23 protein-coding genes are annotated in these 22,067 nt (G+C 73.0%); 15 read left to right on the forward strand and 8 right to left on the reverse strand.

Annotated features, from left to right (window positions below; genetic code table 11):
• Positions 1–150: 150 nt before the first annotated feature.
• The 7 genes from ACFCZ1_RS00490 to ACFCZ1_RS00520 all read left to right on the forward strand — a co-directional run bounded on the left by ACFCZ1_RS00490 (position 151) and on the right by ACFCZ1_RS00520 (position 6,894).
• On the forward strand, positions 151–549 hold the full coding sequence (locus ACFCZ1_RS00490; RefSeq protein ID WP_376676747.1) for a thioredoxin family protein: 399 nt from the start codon (positions 151–153) through the stop codon (positions 547–549).
• Between the two features lie 289 nt (positions 550–838).
• Entirely contained in the window at positions 839–1,369 is a 531-nt protein-coding gene (locus tag ACFCZ1_RS00495; RefSeq protein ID WP_376676090.1) for a flavin reductase family protein, read from the forward strand.
• Between the two features lie 201 nt (positions 1,370–1,570).
• The gene (locus tag ACFCZ1_RS00500; protein ID WP_328924336.1) at positions 1,571–2,356 is read left to right on the forward strand and encodes an electron transfer flavoprotein subunit beta/FixA family protein; all 786 of its coding nucleotides are present in this window, start codon (positions 1,571–1,573) and stop codon (positions 2,354–2,356) included.
• Positions 2,357–2,415: 59 nt separating this feature from the next.
• On the forward strand, positions 2,416–3,378 hold the full coding sequence (locus tag ACFCZ1_RS00505; protein WP_376676091.1) for an electron transfer flavoprotein subunit alpha/FixB family protein: 963 nt from the start codon (positions 2,416–2,418) through the stop codon (positions 3,376–3,378).
• Positions 3,379–3,545: 167 nt separating this feature from the next.
• Complete coding sequence (locus ACFCZ1_RS00510; RefSeq protein ID WP_376676092.1) at positions 3,546–4,844, forward strand: DUF6986 family protein; 1,299 nt, start codon at positions 3,546–3,548, stop codon at positions 4,842–4,844.
• A gap of 272 nt (positions 4,845–5,116) precedes the next feature.
• Positions 5,117–5,986, forward strand: a complete 870-nt coding sequence (locus ACFCZ1_RS00515) for a hypothetical protein (RefSeq protein ID WP_376676093.1) — start codon at positions 5,117–5,119, stop codon at positions 5,984–5,986.
• A complete protein-coding gene (locus ACFCZ1_RS00520; protein ID WP_376676094.1) occupies positions 5,983–6,894 on the forward strand; it encodes a hypothetical protein in 912 nt (303 codons plus the stop codon). The genes ACFCZ1_RS00515 and ACFCZ1_RS00520 overlap by 4 nt, the downstream gene beginning before the upstream one ends.
• Here the strand turns inward: ACFCZ1_RS00520 and ACFCZ1_RS00525 are convergent.
• The gene (locus ACFCZ1_RS00525) at positions 6,888–7,874 is read right to left on the reverse strand and encodes a LacI family DNA-binding transcriptional regulator (protein WP_376676748.1); all 987 of its coding nucleotides are present in this window, start codon (positions 7,872–7,874) and stop codon (positions 6,888–6,890) included. The genes ACFCZ1_RS00520 and ACFCZ1_RS00525 overlap by 7 nt on opposite strands.
• Before the next feature lie 189 nt (positions 7,875–8,063).
• Between ACFCZ1_RS00525 and ACFCZ1_RS00530 the strand changes: the two genes are divergently transcribed.
• Positions 8,064–9,101 carry an NUDIX domain-containing protein gene (locus ACFCZ1_RS00530; RefSeq protein WP_376676095.1) on the forward strand — a complete coding sequence of 346 codons (1,038 nt, stop codon included), beginning with the start codon at positions 8,064–8,066 and terminating at the stop codon, positions 9,099–9,101.
• Positions 9,102–9,136: 35 nt separating this feature from the next.
• Here the strand turns inward: ACFCZ1_RS00530 and ACFCZ1_RS00535 are convergent, their stop codons facing one another.
• Positions 9,137–9,826: an MBL fold metallo-hydrolase gene (locus ACFCZ1_RS00535; RefSeq protein ID WP_376676096.1), complete on the reverse strand. Its 690-nt coding sequence runs from the start codon at positions 9,824–9,826 to the stop codon at positions 9,137–9,139.
• Positions 9,827–9,934: 108 nt separating this feature from the next.
• Positions 9,935–11,299 (reverse strand): dipeptidase, encoded by a 1,365-nt coding sequence (locus ACFCZ1_RS00540; protein WP_376676097.1) that lies wholly within the window; start codon positions 11,297–11,299, stop codon positions 9,935–9,937.
• Between the two features lie 182 nt (positions 11,300–11,481).
• Between ACFCZ1_RS00540 and ACFCZ1_RS00545 the strand changes: the two genes are divergently transcribed.
• Complete coding sequence (locus ACFCZ1_RS00545) at positions 11,482–12,819, forward strand: geranylgeranyl reductase family protein (RefSeq protein ID WP_376676098.1); 1,338 nt, start codon at positions 11,482–11,484, stop codon at positions 12,817–12,819.
• 79 nt (positions 12,820–12,898) lie between these two features.
• The gene (locus ACFCZ1_RS00550; RefSeq protein ID WP_376676099.1) at positions 12,899–13,261 is read left to right on the forward strand and encodes a hypothetical protein; all 363 of its coding nucleotides are present in this window, start codon (positions 12,899–12,901) and stop codon (positions 13,259–13,261) included.
• Between the two features lie 175 nt (positions 13,262–13,436).
• Here ACFCZ1_RS00550 and ACFCZ1_RS00555 read toward each other — a convergent pair whose 3' ends face one another.
• Positions 13,437–13,895, reverse strand: coding sequence for a nitroreductase/quinone reductase family protein (locus ACFCZ1_RS00555; RefSeq protein WP_376676100.1), 459 nt, complete (start codon positions 13,893–13,895; stop codon positions 13,437–13,439).
• A 157-nt stretch (positions 13,896–14,052) separates the two neighbouring features.
• Between ACFCZ1_RS00555 and ACFCZ1_RS00560 the strand changes: the two genes are divergently transcribed.
• Both ACFCZ1_RS00560 and ACFCZ1_RS00565 read left to right on the forward strand, forming a co-directional pair.
• Entirely contained in the window at positions 14,053–14,751 is a 699-nt protein-coding gene (locus ACFCZ1_RS00560) for a TetR/AcrR family transcriptional regulator (RefSeq protein ID WP_376676101.1), read from the forward strand.
• A gap of 158 nt (positions 14,752–14,909) precedes the next feature.
• Complete coding sequence (locus ACFCZ1_RS00565) at positions 14,910–15,983, forward strand: spherulation-specific family 4 protein (protein WP_376676102.1); 1,074 nt, start codon at positions 14,910–14,912, stop codon at positions 15,981–15,983.
• A gap of 31 nt (positions 15,984–16,014) precedes the next feature.
• Here ACFCZ1_RS00565 and ACFCZ1_RS00570 read toward each other — a convergent pair whose 3' ends face one another.
• From ACFCZ1_RS00570 to ACFCZ1_RS00580, 3 genes are all read right to left on the reverse strand, one after another.
• On the reverse strand, positions 16,015–16,512 hold the full coding sequence (locus ACFCZ1_RS00570; protein WP_376676749.1) for a GNAT family N-acetyltransferase: 498 nt from the start codon (positions 16,510–16,512) through the stop codon (positions 16,015–16,017).
• On the reverse strand, positions 16,512–17,003 hold the full coding sequence (locus ACFCZ1_RS00575; RefSeq protein WP_376676103.1) for a hypothetical protein: 492 nt from the start codon (positions 17,001–17,003) through the stop codon (positions 16,512–16,514). The genes ACFCZ1_RS00570 and ACFCZ1_RS00575 overlap by 1 nt, the downstream gene beginning before the upstream one ends.
• 72 nt (positions 17,004–17,075) lie before the next feature.
• Complete coding sequence (locus ACFCZ1_RS00580; RefSeq protein WP_376676104.1) at positions 17,076–17,819, reverse strand: maleylpyruvate isomerase family mycothiol-dependent enzyme; 744 nt, start codon at positions 17,817–17,819, stop codon at positions 17,076–17,078.
• A 38-nt stretch (positions 17,820–17,857) separates the two neighbouring features.
• On the opposite strand from ACFCZ1_RS00580, the gene ACFCZ1_RS00585 reads away from it, so the two are divergent.
• Positions 17,858–18,511 (forward strand): alpha-ketoglutarate-dependent dioxygenase AlkB, encoded by a 654-nt coding sequence (locus tag ACFCZ1_RS00585; protein ID WP_376676105.1) that lies wholly within the window; start codon positions 17,858–17,860, stop codon positions 18,509–18,511.
• Positions 18,512–18,555: 44 nt separating this feature from the next.
• Positions 18,556–19,836: an ROK family protein gene (locus tag ACFCZ1_RS00590; protein ID WP_376676106.1), complete on the forward strand. Its 1,281-nt coding sequence runs from the start codon at positions 18,556–18,558 to the stop codon at positions 19,834–19,836.
• 213 nt (positions 19,837–20,049) lie between these two features.
• Here ACFCZ1_RS00590 and ACFCZ1_RS00595 read toward each other — a convergent pair whose 3' ends face one another.
• Positions 20,050–20,598 carry an ATP-binding protein gene (locus tag ACFCZ1_RS00595; protein WP_376676107.1) on the reverse strand — a complete coding sequence of 183 codons (549 nt, stop codon included), beginning with the start codon at positions 20,596–20,598 and terminating at the stop codon, positions 20,050–20,052.
• 198 nt (positions 20,599–20,796) lie between these two features.
• Here ACFCZ1_RS00595 and ACFCZ1_RS00600 point away from each other — a divergent pair, with 198 nt between their 5' ends.
• Positions 20,797–21,933: a PLP-dependent cysteine synthase family protein gene (locus tag ACFCZ1_RS00600; protein ID WP_376676108.1), complete on the forward strand. Its 1,137-nt coding sequence runs from the start codon at positions 20,797–20,799 to the stop codon at positions 21,931–21,933.
• Positions 21,934–22,067: the final 134 nt, after the last annotated feature.

Raw genomic sequence — 22,067 nt, forward strand, 5'->3', positions numbered from 1 at the left:
ACGGCAGCGTAGGTACGCGCCATTGGGGATCGTGCCCCATGTGCGCGCTGCTGGCCAGCCCAGACGCCCGTGCCCGGGGAGATTCTCGTCACGCCGGGAATCATGCAGGTCCGGCGGGCGCTTCGATCTCCGTACGAGCGTACGGCGATGATGTACGCACACGAAGGCGACGGCCGGGGTGACGGCCGGGTGGCGGGCGAGGCGACGACGGGAGCGCGGGTGCGCGGGCAGCTTGACGCGGCGGGACGGCTGGGCGCGGCGGAACTGGGCGCGGAGCCGGGGGAGCGGGCCAGCCTGGTGCAGTTCTCCAGCGCGTTCTGCCAGCCCTGCCGGGCCACCCGGCGGATCCTCGCCGAGGTCGCGGCGATGGTCGAGGGGGTCGCGCACATCGAGATCGACGCCGAGGACCGGCTCGAACTGGTCCGGGCCCTGGGGATCGAGAAGACCCCGACCGTGCTCGTCCTGGACGGGGCGGGCCGGATCGTCCGCAGGGCGGCCGGGATGCCGCGCAAGGCGGACGTGATCGCCGCTCTCGGGGCCGCCGTATGACAAGCGCGCAGGTGGACGGGCCGGTCCGGGCATCGGTACGAGCACCGGCACACGCGCCGTGCCGCGAGCCCGCACGCAGCGTGACGCGCCTGACATCTGCCCGATCCGGCTTGACTGTGTACACGCGCGATCGCCAGGCTGGCCGCATGCCGTATGAACTCATGCTTTACGGACGGGTCCACATCGACCTCGTCCGCCACGCGAGCGCGCGCTGTCGGGATCACTGAACGTCCCCGGTCCCCGATCCCCGACAGCGCCCGCGTGCTCCGCGGCAGAAGGAAGTACCCCGATGACCGCTCCCGCGGCCCCGACGGTTCCGTCCCCCCGATCCGGCGCCGGGCTCCCCGGCTCGCCCGACCTCCTGCGCTCCGTGTTCCGGCAGCACGCCGCCGGAGTCGCCGTGATCACCGCCGAGACCGGCGGCCGGCCGGCGGGCTTCACTGCCACCTCGCTCAACTCCGTGTCCGCGGATCCTCCGCTGCTCTCCTTCACCATCGCCACCGGGGCCTCCAGCTGGCCCGCGGTGCGCGACAGCGAGCACCTCGGCGTCCACATACTCGGCGAGCACCAGCGGGAGCTGGCCGGTCTCTTCGCCCGGAGCGGAGCCGACCGTTTCGGCCCGGCCACCGGCTGGCACGCCGGGCCCCACGGGGTTCCCGTGCTGGACGGCGTACTGGCGTGGCTGGTGTGCAGGGTGGTGGCCCGGGTGCCCGCCGGCGAGCACCGTGTGATCATCGCGGAGGCGGTCGTGGGGGATCCGGCCGGCGAAGGCCGGCCCCTGCTCTACCACCAGGGACGCTTCAACGCCTTGCGCGACTGAATCGTCCCTGCTTGGGCGGGTCGGGCGGCGTTGGGCAGATCACAGTTGACCAGCCTTGCGACTTGGCGGGACCCACGGTGTACTGACGAGTAACATTCCCTTCGGAGCGCGGGCCGCCCCGACCGGGATCCGCCCGACAAGGCGCCTATGCTGCCTGCACAAGGCGGTATCAGAAAAAGACGATGCGGTAGGAGAGCCGGCGTGAGCCTGAGGATCGTTGTCTGTGTGAAGTACGTGCCCGACGCCACCGGCGACCGGCACTTCGCCGATGACCTGACCGTCGACCGCGACGACGTCGACGGCCTGCTGTCGGAGCTCGACGAGTACGCCGTCGAGCAGGCGCTGCAGATCGCCGACGAGGCCGACGATGCCGAGATCACCGTTCTGACGGTGGGCCCCGAGGACGCCAAGGACGCGCTGCGCAAGGCGCTGTCGATGGGCGCCGACAAGGCCATCCACGTCGAGGACGACGACCTGCACGGCACCGACGTCATGGGCACCTCGCTGGTGCTCGCCAAGGCGATCGAGAAGGCCGGCTACGACCTGGTCATCACGGGCATGGCGTCGACCGACGGCACCATGGGCGTGCTCCCGGCGATCCTGGCCGAGCGCCTGGGCGTCCCGCAGGTCACCCTGCTCTCCGAGGTCAAGGTCGAGGACGGCACCGTGACCGGCCGCCGCGACGGCGACACCGCGAGCGAGCAGCTGGAGGCCTCCCTCCCGGCGCTCGTCTCGGTGACGGACCAGTCGGGCGAGGCGCGCTACCCGTCCTTCAAGGGCATCATGGCCGCCAAGAAGAAGCCGGTGGAGTCCTGGGACCTGGAGGAGCTGGAGATCGAGGCCGACGAGGTCGGTCTGGAAGGCTCCTGGACCACGGTCGACTCCGCGGCCCAGCGTCCGGCCCGCACCGCCGGCACGATCGTCAAGGACGAGGGCGAGGGCGGCAAGCAGCTGGCCGAGTTCCTGGCCGGCCAGAAGTTCATCTAAGAACTTCGGCCACCCCTCACACGCCCCCAGACACTTCGCAATAGCAGGAGAGCAGTCCCATGGCTGAAGTTCTCGTCTACGTCGACCACGTGGACGGCGCCGTCCGCAAGCCCACCCTTGAGCTGCTGACGCTGGCCCGCCGCATCGGCGAGCCCGTCGCCGTCGCCCTGGGCGCCGGTGCGGCCGACACCGCCGCCGTGCTCGCCGAGCACGGCGCCGTCAAGGTCCTCACCGCCGACGCCCCCGAGTTCACCGAGTACCTCGTCGTACCGAAGGTGGACGCGCTCCAGGCCGCCTACGAGGCCGTCTCCCCGGCCGCCGTGCTCGTCCCGTCCTCCGCCGAGGGCAAGGAGATCGCCGCCCGCCTGGCGGTCCGCATCGGCTCCGGCATCATCACCGACGCCGTCGACCTGGAGGCGGGTGACGAGGGCCCGGTCGCGACGCAGTCCGCCTTCGCCGCGTCGTTCACCACCAAGTCCCGTGTCTCCAAGGGCACCCCGGTCATCACCGTGAAGCCGAACTCGGCTCCGGTCGAGGCCGCCCCGGCCGCCGGCGCCGTCGAGGCGCTCGCCGTCACCTTCGGCGCCCTGGCCACCGGCACCAAGGTCGTCTCCCGCACCCCGCGCGAGTCGACCGGCCGCCCCGAGCTGACCGAGGCCGCGATCGTGGTCTCCGGTGGCCGCGGCGTCAACGGCGCCGAGAACTTCCACATCATCGAGGAGCTCGCGGACTCCCTCGGTGCCGCCGTCGGCGCCTCGCGCGCCGCCGTCGACGCCGGCTGGTACCCGCACTCCAACCAGGTCGGCCAGACCGGCAAGTCGGTCTCCCCGCAGCTGTACATCGCCTCCGGCATCTCGGGCGCGATCCAGCACCGGGCCGGCATGCAGACCTCGAAGACCATCGTGGCCATCAACAAGGACGCCGAGGCCCCGATCTTCGACCTGGTCGACTACGGCGTGGTCGGCGACCTCTTCGCGGTCGTCCCGCAGCTGACCGAGGCGATCAAGGTCCGCAAGGGCTGACCGACCTGCGGTTACGTGGCCTCCGGGGCCGTGTGGTGATTCTCACCGCACGGCCCCGAGTCGTTTGTCCGGGACGGGAGAGGGACCATTGACGGAGCGGAACCACGTGACTAAATTCTGCTATGCGGATCTAAGCTTCCGTGAAGCGGAAAAGAGGAGAGTGCACGATGGGTCAGCAGGAGAAGGTGGCGACGAGCCTCGCAGGCGCGGTCAGCGAGGACATCAGCGCCTCTCTCGCGCCGGTGGACGCGGAACTCGCGCGCCACTACCCGGGCGACCCCGGCACCCGTCAGCCCATCCACACGGTCTACGTACCCGGTGACGTCTTCGCGGCGGACACCATCCGCTCCTGGGGCGACCGGGCCCTCGCCGCCCTCGACGAGCACGCCCCGGACGCCGCCACCTTCGCCAAGGTGCTCGGCATCTCCGACGAACTGGCCGCACCGGTCTACGACCGCGTCCGCGCCAAGCTGCTGAGCGAGCCCGTCGAGGACCTCCGCGTCGACTTCGAGGACGGTTTCGGGGTCCGCTCCGACGAGGAGGAGGACCAGGCCGCGGCCCGCGCTGCCCGCCTCGTCTCGGAGGCCTTCTCCAACGGCACGAACGCCCCGTACATGGGCATCCGCATGAAGTGCATGGAGGCCAACGTCCGCGACCGCGGCATCCGCACCACCGACGTCTTCCTCTCGGGCCTGCTGGCGAACGGCGGGCTCCCCGAGGGCCTCGTGCTGACCCTTCCGAAGGTGACGTACGCCGAGCAGGTCAGCGCCTTCGTCAAGCTGCTGGAGGCCTTCGAGGCGGCCCGCGGCCTGCGCCCGGGGCGGATCGGCTTCGAGATCCAGATCGAGACCAGCCAGTCCATCCTGGCCTCCGACGGCACCGCCACCGTGGCCCGGATGATCGAGGCCGCCCGGGGCCGCGCCACCGGTCTGCACTACGGCACCTTCGACTACAGCGCCTGCGTCGGCGTCTCCGCCGCGTACCAGTCGAGCGACCACCCGGCCGCCGACCACGCGAAGGCGATCATGCAGGTAGCGGCCGCCGGCACCGGCGTACGCGTATCCGACGGCTCCACGAACGTGCTCCCGATCGGCACCACCGAGCACGTCCACGAGGCCTGGAAGCTCCACTACGGCCTGACCCGCCGCGCCCTGGCCCGCGCCTACTACCAGGGCTGGGACATGCACCCGGCACACCTCCCGACCCGCTACGCGGCCGTCTTCACCTTCTACCGCGAGGGCCTCGACGCCGCCGCCGCGCGCCTGAAGGCGTACGTCGCCAAGATCGAGGGCGACGTGATGGACGAGCCCGCCACCGCGAAGGCGCTGGCCGGCTACCTGGTGCGCGGCCTCGACTGCGGCGCCGTCGGCGCCGACGAGGTCACCGCCCTGACCGGCCTGACCCGCGCGGAGCTGGACGCCTTCGCGATCCCGCGCCGCTCGGCGACCCTGACGGCTACCTCCTGACCGAGACCCTGCCGGTACGCCACCGCAGCCCCGACCGGACGACTCCGGTCGGGGCTGCGGTGTGTCCATCATGGTTTAGAACGCTTCGAGGGGAAAGCGGTGAGTTGATGCCGTCGCGAGCCATGGCGAAGCATGGCGAATTGGCCGAGAAGTCACGCGGAGGTTCCATCTGCTGGAAGATGGTGGAGGGAGCGGAGTGGTCGTGCGAGTCCGGGATCCGCTGCCATCTGCTCGTCGTGCCTTCTCCGTCGCGTGTTCCAGGAGATCCGTTCATGAAGGAAGATCCGGGCGTCGTCCCGCAGATGACAAATGTCGTCCCGCAGATGACATCCGCCGGCAGGCCCGCGGCCGAGTGGGACCGGCTGAGCGCCTGGTGGCATCTGATGACGACCCCGGTCAGGAAGGACGAGAAATGGCTCGGACGGCCTGCGGGGATGCCGAGCATCCACGACACCTCACGGCAGCTCACGGACATCGCGCAGAAGTACGATCGTGTCGTTCGCGGCCTCGACGAGCCGGGTGCGGTTGAAGGCATCGGGGAGACGGACCTGCTGGCCGCCCTGCTGGTCATCCGGGAACTCCGCGAGAAGCTCCAGTCCGATGAGGTCCGCCTCCTCGGAGCCGCCCGGAGCAAGAACGTCACCTGGGCCCGGATCGCGCAGGCCCTGGGACTGAAGTCCCGGCAGGCCGCCGAGCGGCGCCACCTCCAACTGCGTTCCGACCTGGACGAGGCCAAGGGCGCCCCTCTCAAACAGGCGGAGCGCGTAACATACGCCCGCTCCCTGCGTGACAAGCCGGAAGAGGGCGGCCGGCTGGACAGGCGGACCACACGCGTTGCCCAACTCGCGGGGAGGCTCGCGGCGTTGCCGGACCTGGCGCAGCGGGCGGCTGACCCGTGGCCGGACCGGTTAGCGGAAGCCCTGGCAGGGCTGGCCACGCTCGCGTCGGGCGGCGGGACGCAGGGAACTTCGGGCTTCCCGGAGCGGTATGCCGCCACATGGCGGACCAAGTACACCCAGCAGCTGTCCGAACTGCTCGGCCAGGCCCGGGACGCGAACCGTGTCGACCTGAGCGGCCATCCCCGCCTGCTGGCGGACATCGAAGAGTTCTGCGCTGCGGCGGGCATCGCCGACCCGTCATGAACGCCGCCGACCTCATTGCCGAGCTCGCCACGGAGCGGACCGACGACCTGGCTGTCGAACTGCTGATCTGGCTCCGGGAACGAGGCGCCGCGATCGGCTCGGAGGTGCCCCTCGACGACTTCGTCGCCGACGACCACCCGCGCGCCACGCAGGCGGACGAGGCGGCCCGCCGGCTCAGGAGCATCGGCCACATCACCTTGGAGTACACCTTCGGTGCGGCGCTCCTGGGCGCGACGGCGGCAGGGCTGGTCGAGGCGGACCGGGTCGTCCAGGCCCGACGGCGTGTACGCCCGCAGTTCGAGTTCCTCCTCGACGAACTGGTCCGCCAGGCCGCGGAGACGGCCGACGCCACTGTCTGTCTGAGGCTCTTCCTGACCCGGACGCGCTTCCTCGGTCTTCCGCTGCGCCCCCAGATCGTGCGGCGCGCCGCCCGCTACCTGCAGGGACACGGACTGGCCCTGCTCCTGCGGCCCGATGGGGAGTCCGAGGCCCTGAGGCTTACGTCGCGCGGCGAGGACTGCGCGGTGTCCACCCTGACCGTGAGGCAGTACATGAACCATCACCACCAGCAGCAGCCCGCAGCCGCCCCCACCTTCACCCAGAACGTGTACGGCGGCGCCGCTGCCCAGGGCATGTCCGTCACGCAGAACGTCGGCCACCCCGCGACGGAGACCGCCCTTCTCATCGACCGGCTCCAAGCTCTGGCGAGTGAACACGGCCTTTCCGGGACCGCGTTCGACGGGGATGTCGCCGTGCTCCAGGACACGGACCAGGAACAGGGCCGCCGGGTGGGGGCCTGGCACCGGATCAGAGCGGGCTTGCTCCAGGCGGCACCCGCACTGGCCGGCCAGGCGGCCCTCGCGGCCATCGACCAGGGGCTCGGCCGACTGGGACTCAGCGGTCAGTAGGCCGGGCTCAGTTCGCCCGAGCCGCGGGGGATCAGGCGGGTCGGGAGTTCGATGCGGGTCGGGGGCAGGCTCGTTCCGGCGAGGCGCTGGAAGAGCCGGTCCGTGGCCACCCGGCCCAGCTTCGCCGGGTCCTGGGCGACCACGGTGACGCCGGGGCGGAGCAGGTCGGCCAGTTCGAAGTCGTCGAAGCCGACCAGGGCCACCGGGCGCTCCCGCTCGGCGAGGACCCGTACCACGGTGACCGTCACGCGGTTGTTGCCGGCGAAGACGGCCGACACCGCCTCCGGGCCCGCGAGCAGCGCCCGGGCCGCCGCGGAGACCCGTTCGGGGGCCGTGGAGCCGAGGGAGATCCATGATTCGGCCACCGGTAGGCCCGCGTCCGCCATCGCCGCGCGGTAGCCGCGCAGGCGCTCCGCCACCGTGTGGATGCGCGGATGGTCGCCGATGAATCCGATGCGGCGGTGGCCGCCCGCGATCAGGTGGGCCACCCCGTCCCGGGCTCCCCCGAAGCTGTCCGACAGCACCACGTCCGCGTCGATCCGGCCGGCCGGGCGGTCCACGAACACGGTGGCCACACCCGCCCGGATCTCGGGTTCCAGGTAGCGGTGGTCGTCGCCGGCCGGGATCACGACCAGCCCGTCGACCCGGCGCGCGCACAGCGCGAGCGCCAACTCCCGCTCCCGGTCCGGGTCCTCGGCGCTGGAGCCGTTGATGAGCAGCGCCCCGTGCGCACGGGCCACCTCCTCCACCGCGCGGCTCAGCGGGCCGTAGAAGGGGTCGGCGAGGTCCTCAAGGACCAGGCCCACGGTGGCGGTTCGGCCCTTGCGCAGGACGCGGGCGCTGTCGTTGCGGCGGAAACCGAGCGCGTCGATGGCCTCCTGGACCCGCTGCTCGGTGTCGGGGGTGACGCCGGCCTCACCGTTGACCACCCGGGACACCGTTTTCAGGCCCACGCCCGCCCGGGCCGCCACGTCCTTCATGGTCGGCCGGTTTCCGTAACGGGGGTCGGACGGGCGGCGGCTGATGGGCACGGTGGGGAAACCTCCGGAGGTATCGGGCGGCGCTGTGACCACGAGGATAAGCACTCGGCCGATAGTGAGGTTTCCGTGGCAGGGTGAGACGGGCAAGCCACTGGGGGCTCCGGCGGAGCCATGGGGAGAGGGGTAGACGTGATTGTCTGGATCAACGGCACATTCAGCGCCGGAAAGACCAGCACGGCCCGCGAACTGACAGGAATCCTGCCGGACAGCACCCTGTTCGACCCGGAGTTCATCGGTGACGCGCTGCGCGTGCTGCTGCCGCGCAAGCGCCTGGCGGAGGTCTGCGACTACCAGGACCTGCCGAGCTGGCGGCGCCTGGTGGTGGACACGGCGGCGGCGATGCTGGCGGAACTGGGCGGCGTCCTGGTCGTACCGATGACGCTGCTCAGACAGGAGTACCGGGACGAGATCTTCGGCGGTCTGGCGGCTCGCCGGATACCGGTGCGCCATGTGCTGCTGGCCCCTGCGGAAACGATCCTTCGGCAGCGGATCGCGACGCGCGAGGAGCCGGGCGAGCCGCAGGACGTGGACCTCCGGGTCCGCCAGTGGGCCTACGACCACATCCCCGTCTACCAGCAGGCACTCGGCTGGCTCACCGCCGACGCGCACGTCATCGACAACGGCGCCCTCAGCGTCCGCGAGACCGCGGAGCGGATCGCCGAAGCGGTGCGCACCGAGGAGGCCCGGGTCTGCGACATCGTGCAGACCCCGGAGCCCACGCGGGAGACGGTGGCATCCGGGGTGCTGCTCTTCGACGAGCGGGACCGGGTGCTGCTGGTGGATCCGACGTACAAGGCGGGCTGGGAGTTCCCGGGCGGCGTCGTCGAGGCCGGTGAGGCACCCGCGTGCGCGGGCGTACGGGAGGTCGCCGAGGAACTGGGCCTCGTACTGGACCGGGCGCCCGGGCTGCTCGTCGTCGACTGGGAGGCCCCGCAGCCGCCCGGCTACGGGGGGCTGCGCCTGCTCTTCGACGGCGGCCGCCTCACCGACGGCGCGCAGGACCGGCTCCGGCTGCCCGGCCCGGAGCTGCGGGCCTGGCGCTTCGTCACGGAGGCCGAGGCCGCCGGACTGCTCCCGCGGCACCGGTACGAGCGCCTGCGCTGGGCCCTGCGCGCCCGGGAGCGGGGTCGCCCCCTGTACCTGGAGGCGGGCGTCCCCGTGGGCTGACCGGTTCCGCCGGTGCGGCCCGCCGGCCTGGTGCCTCAGGAAGCCGCGGCCGCCTCGGAGAGGGCCGCCGCGGTGTCCTCCGTCAGCGGATCCCCGTGTCCGAAGCAGGCCGTCGAAGGGGCGAGCGCGGCCAGCCGCCGGAACGAGTCGACCGCCCGCGCCCGGTCCACGTTGAACACGCCCAGCATGAGCGGGCCGACCGCGGCTATGCAGTCCCCCGTGAACAGCACGCCGTGGCCCGGGAGATGGACGCCGATGCTGCCGTCCGTGTGACCCGGGGCATGGACCGCGTACGCCCCGTCCCCGAAGCCCAGTGCGTCGCCGTCCTCCAGCTCCCGGTCGACCGGGGTGGGCGGGGCCTCGGGGACGGTCAGGCCGTGCGCGTACAGCGGCAGCTCCCAGTCCAGCAGCACCGGTTCGGGCACGGGCGACTCGCCCCGGATCACGGGCGCGTCCAGACGGTGCGCGAGCACCCGCGCGCCCCAGCGGGCGGCGAGCTCACCGGCCGCGCCGACGTGGTCGCGGTGGCAGTGGGTCAGCACGATCCGCTCCAGCCGCTCGGGCCGCAGCCCGAGGGACCGAACCGCCCCTTCGATCGCGGGGGCGGATCCGGCGTGACCGGCGTCGATCAGGGTGAGCGCCTCGCCGTCCTGCCAGAGGTACGCCTGGCCGATGGGGAAGCGGAGCATGTGGAGCCGGTTGGGCAGCACTTCGACGAGATCCATGCCGCGAACGTACGGGCACGGCCCCGCCCCGGGCACGTGAGTTCGCCGGGAGCGCAGTACGCCCAGGGCGCACTGCGCCCTGGGCGTACGGCCGACCCCCGCGGCGGGTCAGCCGCGCTTGGACTCCGCGTAGTTGACGAGGAAGAGGGCCTCGGCCACCGACAGGCGCTCCAGCTCCTGCGGCGACACGCTCTCGTTGACCGCGTGGATCTGCGCCTCCGGCTCGCTCAGCCCGATCAGCAGCATCTCCGCGTCCGGGTACAGCTGGGTCAGCGTGTTGCACAGCGGGATCGAGCCGCCCATGCCGGCGATCTGCATCTCCTCGCCCGGGTACGCCTCCTGCAGCGCCGAGGCCATCGACGCGTACGCCGGGCTGCTCGTGTCCGCCTGGAACGGCTGGCCCTGGCCCACGACCTCCAGCTCCAGCCGCGCCTTCCACGGGGTGTGCGCCACCATGTGCGCCTCCAGCAGCTTGACCGCCTCGGTGGTGTCCATGCCCGGCGGCACCCGCAGGCTGATCAGCGCGCCGGCGCTCGCGTGCACCGACGGCGTCGCACCGACCACCGGCGGGCAGTCGATGCCGAGCACCGTCACGGCCGGACGGGCCCACAGCCGGTCCGCGATCGTGCCCTCGCCGATCAGCCCGACCCCGTCCAGCACCCGCGCGTCGGCGCGGAAGTCCGCCTCCGGGTACTGCAGGCCCTCCCACACCGCGTCCGAGGCCAGCCCGTCCACGGTCGTCGAACCGTCCGCCGCGCGCAGCGAGTCCAGCACCCGGATCAGCGCGGCCAGCGCGTCGGGGGCGACGCCGCCGAACATCCCGGAGTGCAGGTTGCCGCCCAGCGTGTCGATCTTCACCTTGAGCAGGCACATGCCGCGCAGCGTCGCCGTCACCGTCGGCAGCCCGAGGCGGAAGTTGCCCGCGTCGCCGATGACGATGGTGTCGGCGCCCAGCAGCTCCGGGTGCGCCTCGGCGTACTGCTGGAGACCGCCGGTGCCCTGCTCCTCCGAACCCTCGACGATCACCTTCACGCTCACCGGCACACCGCCGTTCGCCTTCAGGGCGCGCAGCGCCAGCAGGTGCATGATGAACCCGCCCTTGCAGTCGGCGGAGCCGCGTCCGTACCAGCGGCCGTCGCGCTCGGTCAGCTCGAAGGCGGGGGAGATCCAGGCCGCGTCGTCCAGCGGCGGCTGCACGTCGTAGTGCGCGTAGAGCAGTACGGTCGGCGCGCCCTCGGGGCCCGGCAGGAAGCCGTACACGGACTGGGTGCCGTCGGGGGTGTCGAGCAGCGCCACGTCCTGGAAGCCCTCGACGCGCAGCGCGTCCGCGACCCAGTTCGCTGCGGCCTCGCTCTCGCTCTTGGGGAACTGCGCCCAGTCCGCCACCGACTGGAAGGCCACCAGCTCGGTCAGCTCCTGCTTGGCGCGGGGCATCAGCGAGGCGATGGTCTCGGCGATCGGATTCTGGGACATGGGCACGCTCCTTTTGGGTGCGACGTTGTGCTCTGTGGTACGCCACCCGCATCCGCGGGTGTGCGTATGCCGGGTACGGCGAAAGACAGTCCCGATCCTCGCACAGCGGGGCGAGGGGGTGTCGCGCCGTAGGATTTCCCCGGCATCGGAGCAAACCGGGTGATCAGGAGCAGCAGCACATCGTGAGCAGCGACGACGACGTACGCGACGCAAGCGCAGGACACGACGCGCAGGGGGCGGACGACGAGGTGGCCGGGGGGACCGGCGAAGTGGGCGAAGTCTGGGACGTGGTCGTGGTCGGGGCCGGCCCGGCCGGGGCCTCGGCGGCGTACGCGGCGGCGACGGAGGGCCGGCGCGTCCTGCTGCTGGAGAAGGCCGAGCTGCCCCGGTACAAGACCTGCGGCGGCGGCATCATCGGCCCCTCGCGCGACGCCCTGCCGCCGGGCTTCGTGCTGCCCCTCAAGGACCGCATCCACGCGGTGACCTTCTCGCTGGGCGGGAAGCTGACCCGGACGCGGCGCTCGAAGCAGATGCTGTTCGGGCTCATCAACCGGCCGGAGTTCGACGCCGGGCTGGTCGCCGTGGCCGAGAAGGCCGGCGCGACCGTCCGTACGGGCACGGCCGTGGCCCGCGTCGAGCAGCACGGAGCGGCCGTGCCCGACCGGCGCACCGTGGCCGTGGTCCTCGCCGACGGGGAGACCGTGCTGGCGCGCGCGGTCGTCGGCGCGGACGGCAGCGCGAGCCGGATCGGCGCGCACGTCGGGGTCGAGATGGAGCAGATCGACCTCGGGCTGGAGGCGGAGATCCCCGTGCCCCGGACGGTCGCGGAGGACTGGAAGGGGCGGGTGCTGATCGACTGGGGCCCGCTGCCCGGCAGTTACGGCTGGGTCTTCCCCAAGGGCGACACCCTCACCGTCGGCGTCATCTCGGCCAAGGGCGAGGGCGCCGCGACGAAGCGGTACCTCGACGACTTCATCGCCCGCCTCGGACTCGCCGGCTTCGAACCGGCCGTCTCCTCCGGGCACCTGACCCGCTGCCGCACGCCCGATTCGCCGCTCTCGCGCGGGCGGGTGCTGGTGGCGGGCGACGCCGCCGGACTGCTGGAGCCGTGGACCCGGGAGGGCATCTCCTTCGCGCTGCGCTCGGGGCGGCTGGCGGGGGAGTGGGCGGTGAAGATCTCCGAGGCCCAGGACGCGGTGGACGCGCGCCGCCAGGCGCTGAACTACGCCTTCGCCGTGAAGGCGGGGCTGGGTGTGGAGATGGGGGTGGGCAGGCGGATGCTGTCCGTCTTCGAGGCCCGCCCGGGGATGCTGCACGCGGCGATCACCGGGTTCCGCCCGGCCTGGCGGGCCTTCGCCCGCATCACGCGGGGCTCGACGACCCTGGCGGACATGGTGCGTACGTACCCGCTGGCGCGCAGGGTGCTGCACGCGCTGGACGCCCGGCAGGCGGCGCGGGGCACCGGCGGCGGTGGCGCCGTCGGCAGCGGCAGCGGCAGCGGCGGACACGGGCCGGCGTAGGCGTCGACGCGGTGCGCGGGTCGGGGGTGAAGGCGCGGACGGTGGCCCGGACCGGAGCAACGGCTCGAACCTGAACGGGGTGGACCGGCCGGAGCGGGTGGTCGCGGCCTTCGCGCGCGGCGACAAGCACGCCGGGGTGGCGGTGATCGCTCTCGCACTCAACCACCCCGGCCCGGCCGAGGTGTTGCCCGTGGTGGCCGGAGCGCTGGAGTCGCCGGACCCGGAGGTGCGCCGGCAGGGCGTCATCGCACTGGCGCACGTCGCGAGGCTCCACCGGACGGTGGACCGGCGCTGTCTGGAGGGCTTGCGCCACTGCCCGCGCGGCAACGAGGCGGATGACGACCTGTGGTCGTTCGTGCCCCACCGGCGGCTGCCGCTCTGGTTGTGGCGGCACCACGTGGGCGAGCGGGTGGCCCGACTGCTGCCGGCCCGCTGTCGCTAACGCGCCCGCGCCTGCGGCCGTGCCCGCGCCTGCGGCCGTGCCCGCGCCTGCGGCCGTGCCCGCGCCTGCGGCCGCGGCCGCGGCCGTCGGCACAGCTGACCGGCCGCGGCCTCGCCGGGAGGGGGGCCCTGACCCGGGGGGCTGTCCTGTCGGCGACCTGACCTGGGGCGGCGGGTCAGTTCGCCACCGTGATCCGGAAGACCGGGTGGTCGCCGGCGGCCGCCTGGAGCTCCGCGTCGGAGGACTTCGCGGTGACCCCCTGGAAGAAGCGGTTGACCTCCCAGCCCCACTTCTCCAGGTAGGCGCGCAGGACGGTGGCCTTCTGGACGGGGTCGGTGATCTCGGTGGCGGTGAAGGCCCGGACCTTGCGGCCGACGCGCAGCTCGCCGCCGCCCGCGACCCTCATGTTGCGGACCCACTGGGAGTGGCCGCGGGCCGAGACCAGGTACTGCGCGCCCTCGAAGGCGTGCGGGTTGACCGGGATCCGCTGCATCTCGCCGGACTTGCGGCCCCGGACCGACAGCTCGGCGGTGCCGGCCAGGCTGATGCCGAGCCGGGCCAGCTTGCCGAAGAGCGCGTTGAACCGTACGCCGAACGGGCTGGCCTGGACGTAGTACGGCTTGGACGCGTTCATGGTGACCTCCGGGGGAGTTTTCCTCATTGAGAGAGCACTGCTCTCGCCTGAGAACAGTGTGCACGGATCGGCGCACCGAAACAAGAGCACCGCTCTCGCAATGGAGCGACGATCCGATTCTTGGGCAGTGCTCCACGTGCGTGGCACACTGGCACGCATGAACACCGTGCGAGGGGCCAGGGAGCGGGCCCGCAACGAGGTCACCGCCGCCATCAAGGACGAGGCGCGCCGCCAGCTCGCGGCCGAGGGCGCCGCCAAACTCTCCCTGCGCGCCGTAGCCCGCGAGCTGGGCATGGTTTCCTCCGCCCTCTACCGCTACTTCCCCAGCCGCGACGAGCTGCTCACCGCGCTCATCGTCGACGCGTACGACAGCGTCGGCGCGGCGGCCGAAGGGGCGGACGCCCGCGCCCTCGCCGCCGGCCGTCCGCCCCGCGCCCGCTGGATCGCGGTCTGCGAGGCCGTCCGCACCTGGGCACTGGAGCACCCGCACGAGTACGCCCTCATCTACGGCTCCCCGGTTCCCGGCTACAGCGCCCCCCTCGACACCGTCGGGCCCGCGTCCCGCGTGGGGAACGCCTTCATCGCCATCCTCCGTGCCGCCCACGAGGGCCGCGGCCTCGCGCTGCCGCCGCTGCCGGCCGCCCTGCGCCCCGAGGCCGACCGGATGACCGCCGACTTCGCCGAAGGTCTGCCCCCGGAGGTCACGGCCGCCCTGGTCGCTGCCTGGGCGCAGCTGGTCGGCCTCGTGTCCTTCGAACTGTTCGGCCAGTTCAACCGGGTGGTGGAGGACCGGGCCGTCTTCTTCGCGCACGCTGCCGGGCAGCTGGCCCACGGGGTCGGACTGCCCGCCGTGTGACGGCAGCCCCAGGCGGCTCCTGGCGGAGGAACATGCGATGAGGTGACAGTTCGCTCTTCTGTTCCTCGTACGAATGCAGGCGGTCCAGCCTTGAACCGAGGGGCGTCCGTCTAGTGTTCCTCGGGTCGCCCCCCCCTGCCGCCGCCGGAGGAACCGTCATGCCCCGCGCCGTGAAGGCCCTGTACGCCGTCCTGGTGACCGTCCTACTCGCCGCGCCGGCGCCGGCGGTCACGGCGCCGGCGCGCACAGCGCAACCGACGCCGCCGGGCCGGTGGGCGGCCGCGCCCCCATCGGGACGGGCCCCCACCGTGACCCCGGCCCCGGCCCCGGCCCCGGCCCCGGCCCCGACCGCGGCCCCGACCGGGCCCCGGGCCGCGACCGCGACCCCGGCCCCGGCCCCGATCCCCGCACCTCCGGCGCCCCGGATACCCGGCGTGCGGGGCCTGGACATCGGTGTCCCCGCGTACGTCTGGGCCGACGACGCCATGCTGAACGACCTCACCGCGTCCGGCCCGGCCGCCTCCGTCGTCGTCCTCAACCCCGGCAACGGCGATTCCCCCTTCGAAGCCCCCTGGCGGGCCCGCGCCGACGCCCTGCGCCGCGGTACGACCGCCACCGGCGGGAAGACCAAGGTGCTCGGCTACGTCCACACCGACCACGGCAACCGCGCAGCCGCCGCAGTCAAGGCGTCGGTCGACAACTACCTCAGGACCTCCGACGGCCGCCTCCACGTCGACGGCGTCTTCTTCGACGTCGTCAGCCGCGACTGCGGCCCCGGCAACGCCACCCGCGACCACTACGCGGAGCTGCGCCGTCACGTGGAGGACACGATGCGCGCCGTCGACCCGGCCGCCTCCCCCCTCGTCGTCAACAACCCCGGCACGGCGATAGCCGACTGCTACCTGGAGCCGGGCCGCCGCACCGCGGACGTCTTCGTCACGTACGAGGACACGTACGCCGCGTACACCGGCGGCGGCTGGCTCGGCGGCAACGTCTTCGACCCGCTCACCGGTTACCGCACGGGTACCGAACTCGACCCGAGCGGCACTGCGTTCTGGCACCTGGTGCACGACGTCCCGGACGCCGGGGCGATGCGTGCGACCCTGCGCACGGCCTTCGACCGGGGCGCGGGCTACGCGTACGCCACCAGCGCGGCCATGCCCAATCCCTGGAACACGGGCCCGGCATGGGAGCACGGCGCCCAGACCGCCTACGCCGCCACCCTCGGCTGACGCAAGGGACAAGGCGCAAGACGCGAGTTGTTCAGGCAGGTGCGGCGAAGCAGTGCACGGTGACGGTCCGGGTCGCGCTCCACCGCTGGTCGACGGTGTCCAGCAGGCGCCAGCCCTCGCGTTCGTACAGCGCGACCGCGGCGGTGTCGTGGGCGAGGACGTCGAGCACCGGATGCAGACCACGCTCCCGCGCGTCCCGGACGGCACGCGCCAGCAGCAGTGCGCCGAGCCCGAGGCCGCGCGCGGCGGGCGAGACGAACAGGCGGCCGACCACGGCGGTGTGCTCGACGGGCACCCGCGCACGGTCGCTCCACAGGACCGGTGCCAGGTCCCCCGCGCCGCTGCGCGCCAGGCCGACGTGGCCGGCGATCCGCCCGTTCGCCTCCGCCACCCAGGCCGCCAGCGGGGAAGGCGGCGTCAGCCACTCGGCGGGACGCCCGGGCCAGTTCACCGGATAGCCGTCGCGGTCGTGGACCGCCCGGAGGAGGTCGACGCACGCGTCGAGGTCGGCCGCCGTGCGCCGCCGGATCACCGGTAGTCGTCCGGGTGGCCCTGCATCCAGGCGTTGATCTCGTCCCGGGTGCCGATGAGCGACTTCTGGTGCTTCGTCAGGTTCTCGAAGGAGCGGTCCCCGCCGAGTTCCCCGTCGAGCTTCGCGATCAGGGCGATCGGCTCGGGGAAGTGGCCCGCCCCCTTCGGGTCGGCCTTCATTGCGCGGTCCAAGCGGTGGAGTTCGTCGTGGACCCGGCCCAGGAAGTACGCGCAGTTGCCCGGGGTGCACGCATCGTTCAGCGTGGCCTGGAGACCGGCGAACGCGTCCCGCACCTTCTCGGCCGGGAGGTCGCCGGGGGCCGACGCGGCCGCCGAGCCCGGGGCCGCCGGGGCCGCGGACGCCGTCGCGGAGGGCGCCGCGGCAGCAGGGCCGCCGCGCGGAGTCGCGGGCTCCGCGCCACAGGAGACGGTGAACGCCGCCAGGGCGGCGGTGACCACCACGGCAGAGCGCGCTGAGGACGTGAACATCGATGGACCCCCGTGATCGACTAAGGCAGTCGACCCTACTGCCCGGTCGCGGGGTGCCCGCCGCCGCCCTCCTCAGATCCCGGCGGCCTCGGTCCACAGCCGGGCCAGCGCCAGGTCGCCGGTGACCCCCGGACCCGCCAGCGGCAGCCGGTTCCACAGCGCCGCGTACAGCCAGGCCGCCTCCCCGGTCACCTCGCAGTCGACCGCGTCGTCCGTGGCACCCGGCACCGTCCGCGGCGGTTCCGGCGACAGGTGCACGGTCCACACCGCGCCGGTGTCCGCGGCCCTGACCCGCAGCACCCGGGGCTCCGGGGTCCGCACCCTGCTGCGCGGCCGGGCGTGGAATCCGGTCAGCAGCTCGTCCACCCCGTCCTCCGCGAACTCGGGCGCCACCGGCGAGAACGCGACACCGAGCGCCGCCTCGGCGTCCATCCGGTGCACGGCCGTCTCATGGGCCTGGCGCCGTGCCCAGAACGCCAGCGGCGACGGCGGGGCGGTCGGCAGGAACGTCCAGCACTGCACATCGGCCGGGGCCTCGCCCAGGGCGCGGACCAGAGCCGCGTGCCCTTCGCGGAACCAGGCGATCAGCTCCGCGCCGGCCAGCTCCGGGGCGGCCGGGAACGGCGCCCCCTCCAGCAGTCCCCCCACGACGTACCCGGCCGCCCAGCGGTGCACCGAGCCGGTGTGCCGCAGCAGATCGGCTACGTGCCACCCCGGACAGGTGGGCACGAGGGCGGTCATGCCCGCCTGCTCCGCCAGGTCGCCGAGCAGCTCGCCGTCCCGCTCAAGAATCTTCACGAAGTCGTTGATCTCCATGCGGGGAGTCTGCCAGCAGGCCCGCGACAATGGAGGGCATGGAAGGGGAACTCTTCCCGCGCGAGCGGACCGTGATCGCCCCCGGCGCGGTGCACGTGCCCGACTGGCTCGCCCCCGCGCGGCAGCGGGAGTTGCTGGCCGCCTGCCGCGAGTGGGCCCGCCCGCCCGCGGGCCTGCGCACCGTGCACACCCCCGGCGGCGGCACGATGACAGCCCGGCAGGTGTGCCTCGGACTGCACTGGTACCCGTACGGTTACGCCCGCACCGCGGTCGACGGCGACGGCGCCCCCGTCAAGCCGATGCCCGCGTGGCTCGCCGAGCTGGGGCGGGAAGCGGTGGCCGCCGCCTACGGGGAGCTGCCGGAGCCCGAGGTCGCGCACGACATCGCCCTGATCAACTTCTACGACGGCGACTCCCGCATGGGCATGCACCGCGACGCCGAGGAGCGGTCCGGGGCGCCGGTGGTCTCATTCAGTCTCGGCGACGCCTGCGTCTTCCGCTTCGGGAACACCGTCTCGCGCGGCCGTCCGTACCGGGACGTCGAGCTGCGCAGCGGGGATCTGTTCGTCTTCGGAGACGCGAGCCGACTGGCCTATCACGGGGTGCCGAAGGTCCTGTCGGGCACCGCCCCGGCGGGGCTCGGGCTGACCGGCCGGCTGAACATCACGCTCCGGGTCGGCGGCCTCGGCTAGCGGGGCGGCGTCCGGACGCCCCCGATCATGCGAGGATCGATGCCATGAACGGCAACGGGGCCCCGCCGCGGGTGGGGGATGTGACCGCGGTGTCCACGGTTTCTGCGGCTTCGTCGGCTTCCACGAGGACCAAACTGGAGCGGGGCCGCAGCGCGCTCGGCCCGGCGCTGGAGCTCGTCCACACCGGCCGTGCGCCGACCCGTGCCGTCCTGACGGCCGAGCTCGGGGTCACCCGCGCGACCGCCGGAGCGGTCGCCGCCGAGCTGGAGGCGCTCGGGCTGATCCGCGTCGACTCCCGCCCGGGTGGCGCGGGCGGTGCCCAGGGCCGCCCCTCGCACCGTCTCTCGGTCGACGAGAACGGCCCCGTGGCGCTGGCCGCGCAGGTGCATGCGGACGGCTTCCGGGCCGCGCTGGTCGGTCTCGGCGGCCGCATCGTGGCCACCGTCCCCGGCAAACTCACCGTCTCCGCCGACCCGGCGCAGGTGCTCGGCGCGGTCGTGGAGGCCGGGGCCGCGCTGCTCGCGGAGAGCGGCCGCCGCTGCATCGGCGCGGGGCTCGCCGTCCCCTCCGCGGTCGCGGAGCCGGAAGGCACGGCGCTGAACCCGTTGCACCTGGCCTGGCCGCCCGGTTCGCCGGTACGGGCCGTCTTCGCTGAATGCGTGAAGGCGGCCGGGATCGACGGCCCGGCCCTGACCGGCAACGACGTCAACCTCGCGGCCCTGGCCGAGCACCGGCACGGCGCCGGACGCGGCGCGCAGCACCTGCTGTGCGTGGCCACCGGCCACCGCGGGGTCGGCGGGGCGCTGGTGCTGGACGGCCGCCTGCACAGCGGGAGTTCGGGCCTGGCCTTGGAGGTCGGCCACCTCACGGTGAATCCCGAGGGGCGGCCGTGCCACTGCGGCGGCCGCGGCTGCCTGGACGTGGAGGCCGACCCGCTGGCCTTCCTCACGGCGGCGGGGCGCACGCCCGGCCCGGAGGTGTCGCTGCTCCAGCAGGCCCGCGACCTGCTGGGCGCGGAGTACGCGGAACCGGCCGTACGGGCCGCCGCGGAGGAGCTGATCGACCGGCTCGGGCTCGGCCTCGCGGGCCTGGTGAACATCCTGAACCCGGACCGGATCATCCTGGGCGGGCTGCACCGGGAGCTGCTGTCCGCCGACCCGGAGCGGCTGCGCGCGGTGGTCGCGGACCGCAGCCTGTGGGGGCGCAGCGGGGGCGTCCCGATCCTGCCGTGCACCCTGGACCACAACAGCCTGGTCGGCGCGGCGGAGCTGGCGTGGCAGCCGGTGCTCGACGACCCGCTGGGAGCGCTGGGCGCCGCGGCGTAGCGCGGTGGCCGGCGCGGCCGGGGGCGGGATGCGCGTCCGGCGACCGGGTGGCCGGGTTCGCCGTCCGCCCGGGTTCGCAGTCCGCCCGGGTTCGCCGTCCGGACGGGGGCCGACCGGGGCTGCCGGACCGGGACCGCCACGCCCCGCTCCGCCCGGCACCGCTCCGGCTCCCCGGCCGGGTGCTGGGCGCCCGGGGGCCGCGGCCGCCGTACGCTACCCGGGCCTGACACCGACCGACGCCGCCACCGACACACCCGTCGAGACGGACACCGGGTCCACGGCGACGATGGTGGCCCGGGCGGGTTCCCGTACGGGCTTGGTCCCGATCCGTACCGGCCGCGTCGGAGCCGGCGGCGCGGGGGCCGCGGTGAGCGAGAACCACACGACCTTGCCCGCACCGTCCGCCTGATGCCGGGCGCCCCAGGCCTCGCTGACCGCCTCCACGAGCGCGAGCCCGCGCCCGCAGGTCTCCAGCGACCCCGCCACTGCCTTCCGGAGCTCCGGAAGCCGTGGATCGCTGTCGATCACCGAGACCGTGAGCCGCCCGAGGCGGAACTCGATCTCGACCGTGCAGGTCTTGTCCGGCTGCGCGTGGCGATGGACGTTGCTCAGCAGTTCCGTCACACCGAGCGCGGCCCGGTCTATGAGCGGATCGAGCTGCCAGTGGCGCAATTGCGCAGAAACAATTCTGCGGATCTGCCCTATGCGCGACGGCAGTGCCTGCAGTTCGACGACGCAGTGTCTGCGGGAATGACTGATCACGGCTGCGACTCCCCGACATGAGTGTTACGGGTGCTGCACCCTCGGTAATGCTCCACCAGGGTCACCCACGGTGCTCCACAGTGCAACCGAAAGCGACCGAAAGCGATTCGCATGGAACCCCAAAGCGACTGTTTGTGCAGGTGGGGGAGGTACATTGCGAAAGCAGGGGGCGAATACACGCACAAAGGAGCACGGCGCATGAGCACCACCGGTACCAGCGGCACGACTGCCACGACCATCGACGTCGACCGCAGCGACGCGGAGTACCGCGCCTGGCTGAAGGAGGCCGTCCGCAAGGTCCAGGCGGACGCCAACCGCTCCGCGGACACCCACCTGCTGCGCTTCCCGCTCCCCGAGGCCTGGGGCATCGACCTCTACCTCAAGGACGAGTCCACGCACCCGACGGGCTCCCTCAAGCACCGCCTCGCGCGCTCGCTGTTCCTGTACGCCCTGTGCAACGGCTGGATCCGCCCCGGCCGCCCCGTCATCGAGGCCTCGTCCGGTTCCACGGCCGTCTCCGAGGCGTATTTCGCCAAGCTGATCGGCGTCCCGTTCATCGCCGTCATGCCGCGCACGACCAGCCCGGAGAAGTGCCGCCTCATCGAATTCCACGGCGGCGAATGCCACTTCGTGGACGACCCGATGAAGATGTACGAGGAGTCGGCGCAGCTGGCCGCCGGCACCGGGGGCCACTACATGGACCAGTTCACGTACGCGGAGCGGGCCACGGACTGGCGCGGCAACAACAACATCGCCGAATCGATGTACCAGCAGCTGCGGCTGGAACGTTTCCCCGAGCCCGCCTGGATCGTGGCCACCGCCGGCACCGGCGGCACCTCCGCGACCATCGCGCGCTACGTGCACTACATGCAGCACGACACCCGCATCTGTGTCCCGGACCCGGAGAACTCCTGTTTCTTCGACGGCTGGACCAACAACGATCCGCACGCCAGCAGCGATTGCGGCTCGCGCATCGAGGGCATCGGCCGACCGCGCATGGAACCGAGCTTCGTACCGGGCGCCATCGACCGGATGATGAAGGTCCCGGACGCGGCGAGCGTCGCAGCCTGCCGCGCGCTGGAGACGGCGATAGGGCGCAAGGCGGGCGGCTCGACCGGCACCGGCCTGTGGAGCGCGCTGAAGATCGTCTCGGAGATGGTGGCCGAGGGCCGTACGGGCAGTGTCGTCACCCTCCTGTGCGACCCGGGCGACCGCTACCTCGACAAGTACTACTCCGACGCCTGGCTGGCGTCGCAGGGGCTCGACATCGCGCCGTACGCGGAGACGCTCGAGACGCTGCTGACGACGGGAATCTGGCGCGAGCCCGCTGCCTGACGGCGTTCGCGGGCCGCGTGAACTCCCCCTGTTCGGGCGGCGGTCGGCTGTCGGCCGGACACGCTGTGCGGACGCCCGCACGCGGCGGCACCCGCGGCACCCGCGGAAGCCGCGGCGGGGAGCGAGGACGGGGT

It is taken from the genome of Streptomyces sp. NPDC056224, assembly GCF_042267665.1.
In the GTDB taxonomy this organism is placed as follows: domain Bacteria; phylum Actinomycetota; class Actinomycetes; order Streptomycetales; family Streptomycetaceae; genus Streptomyces.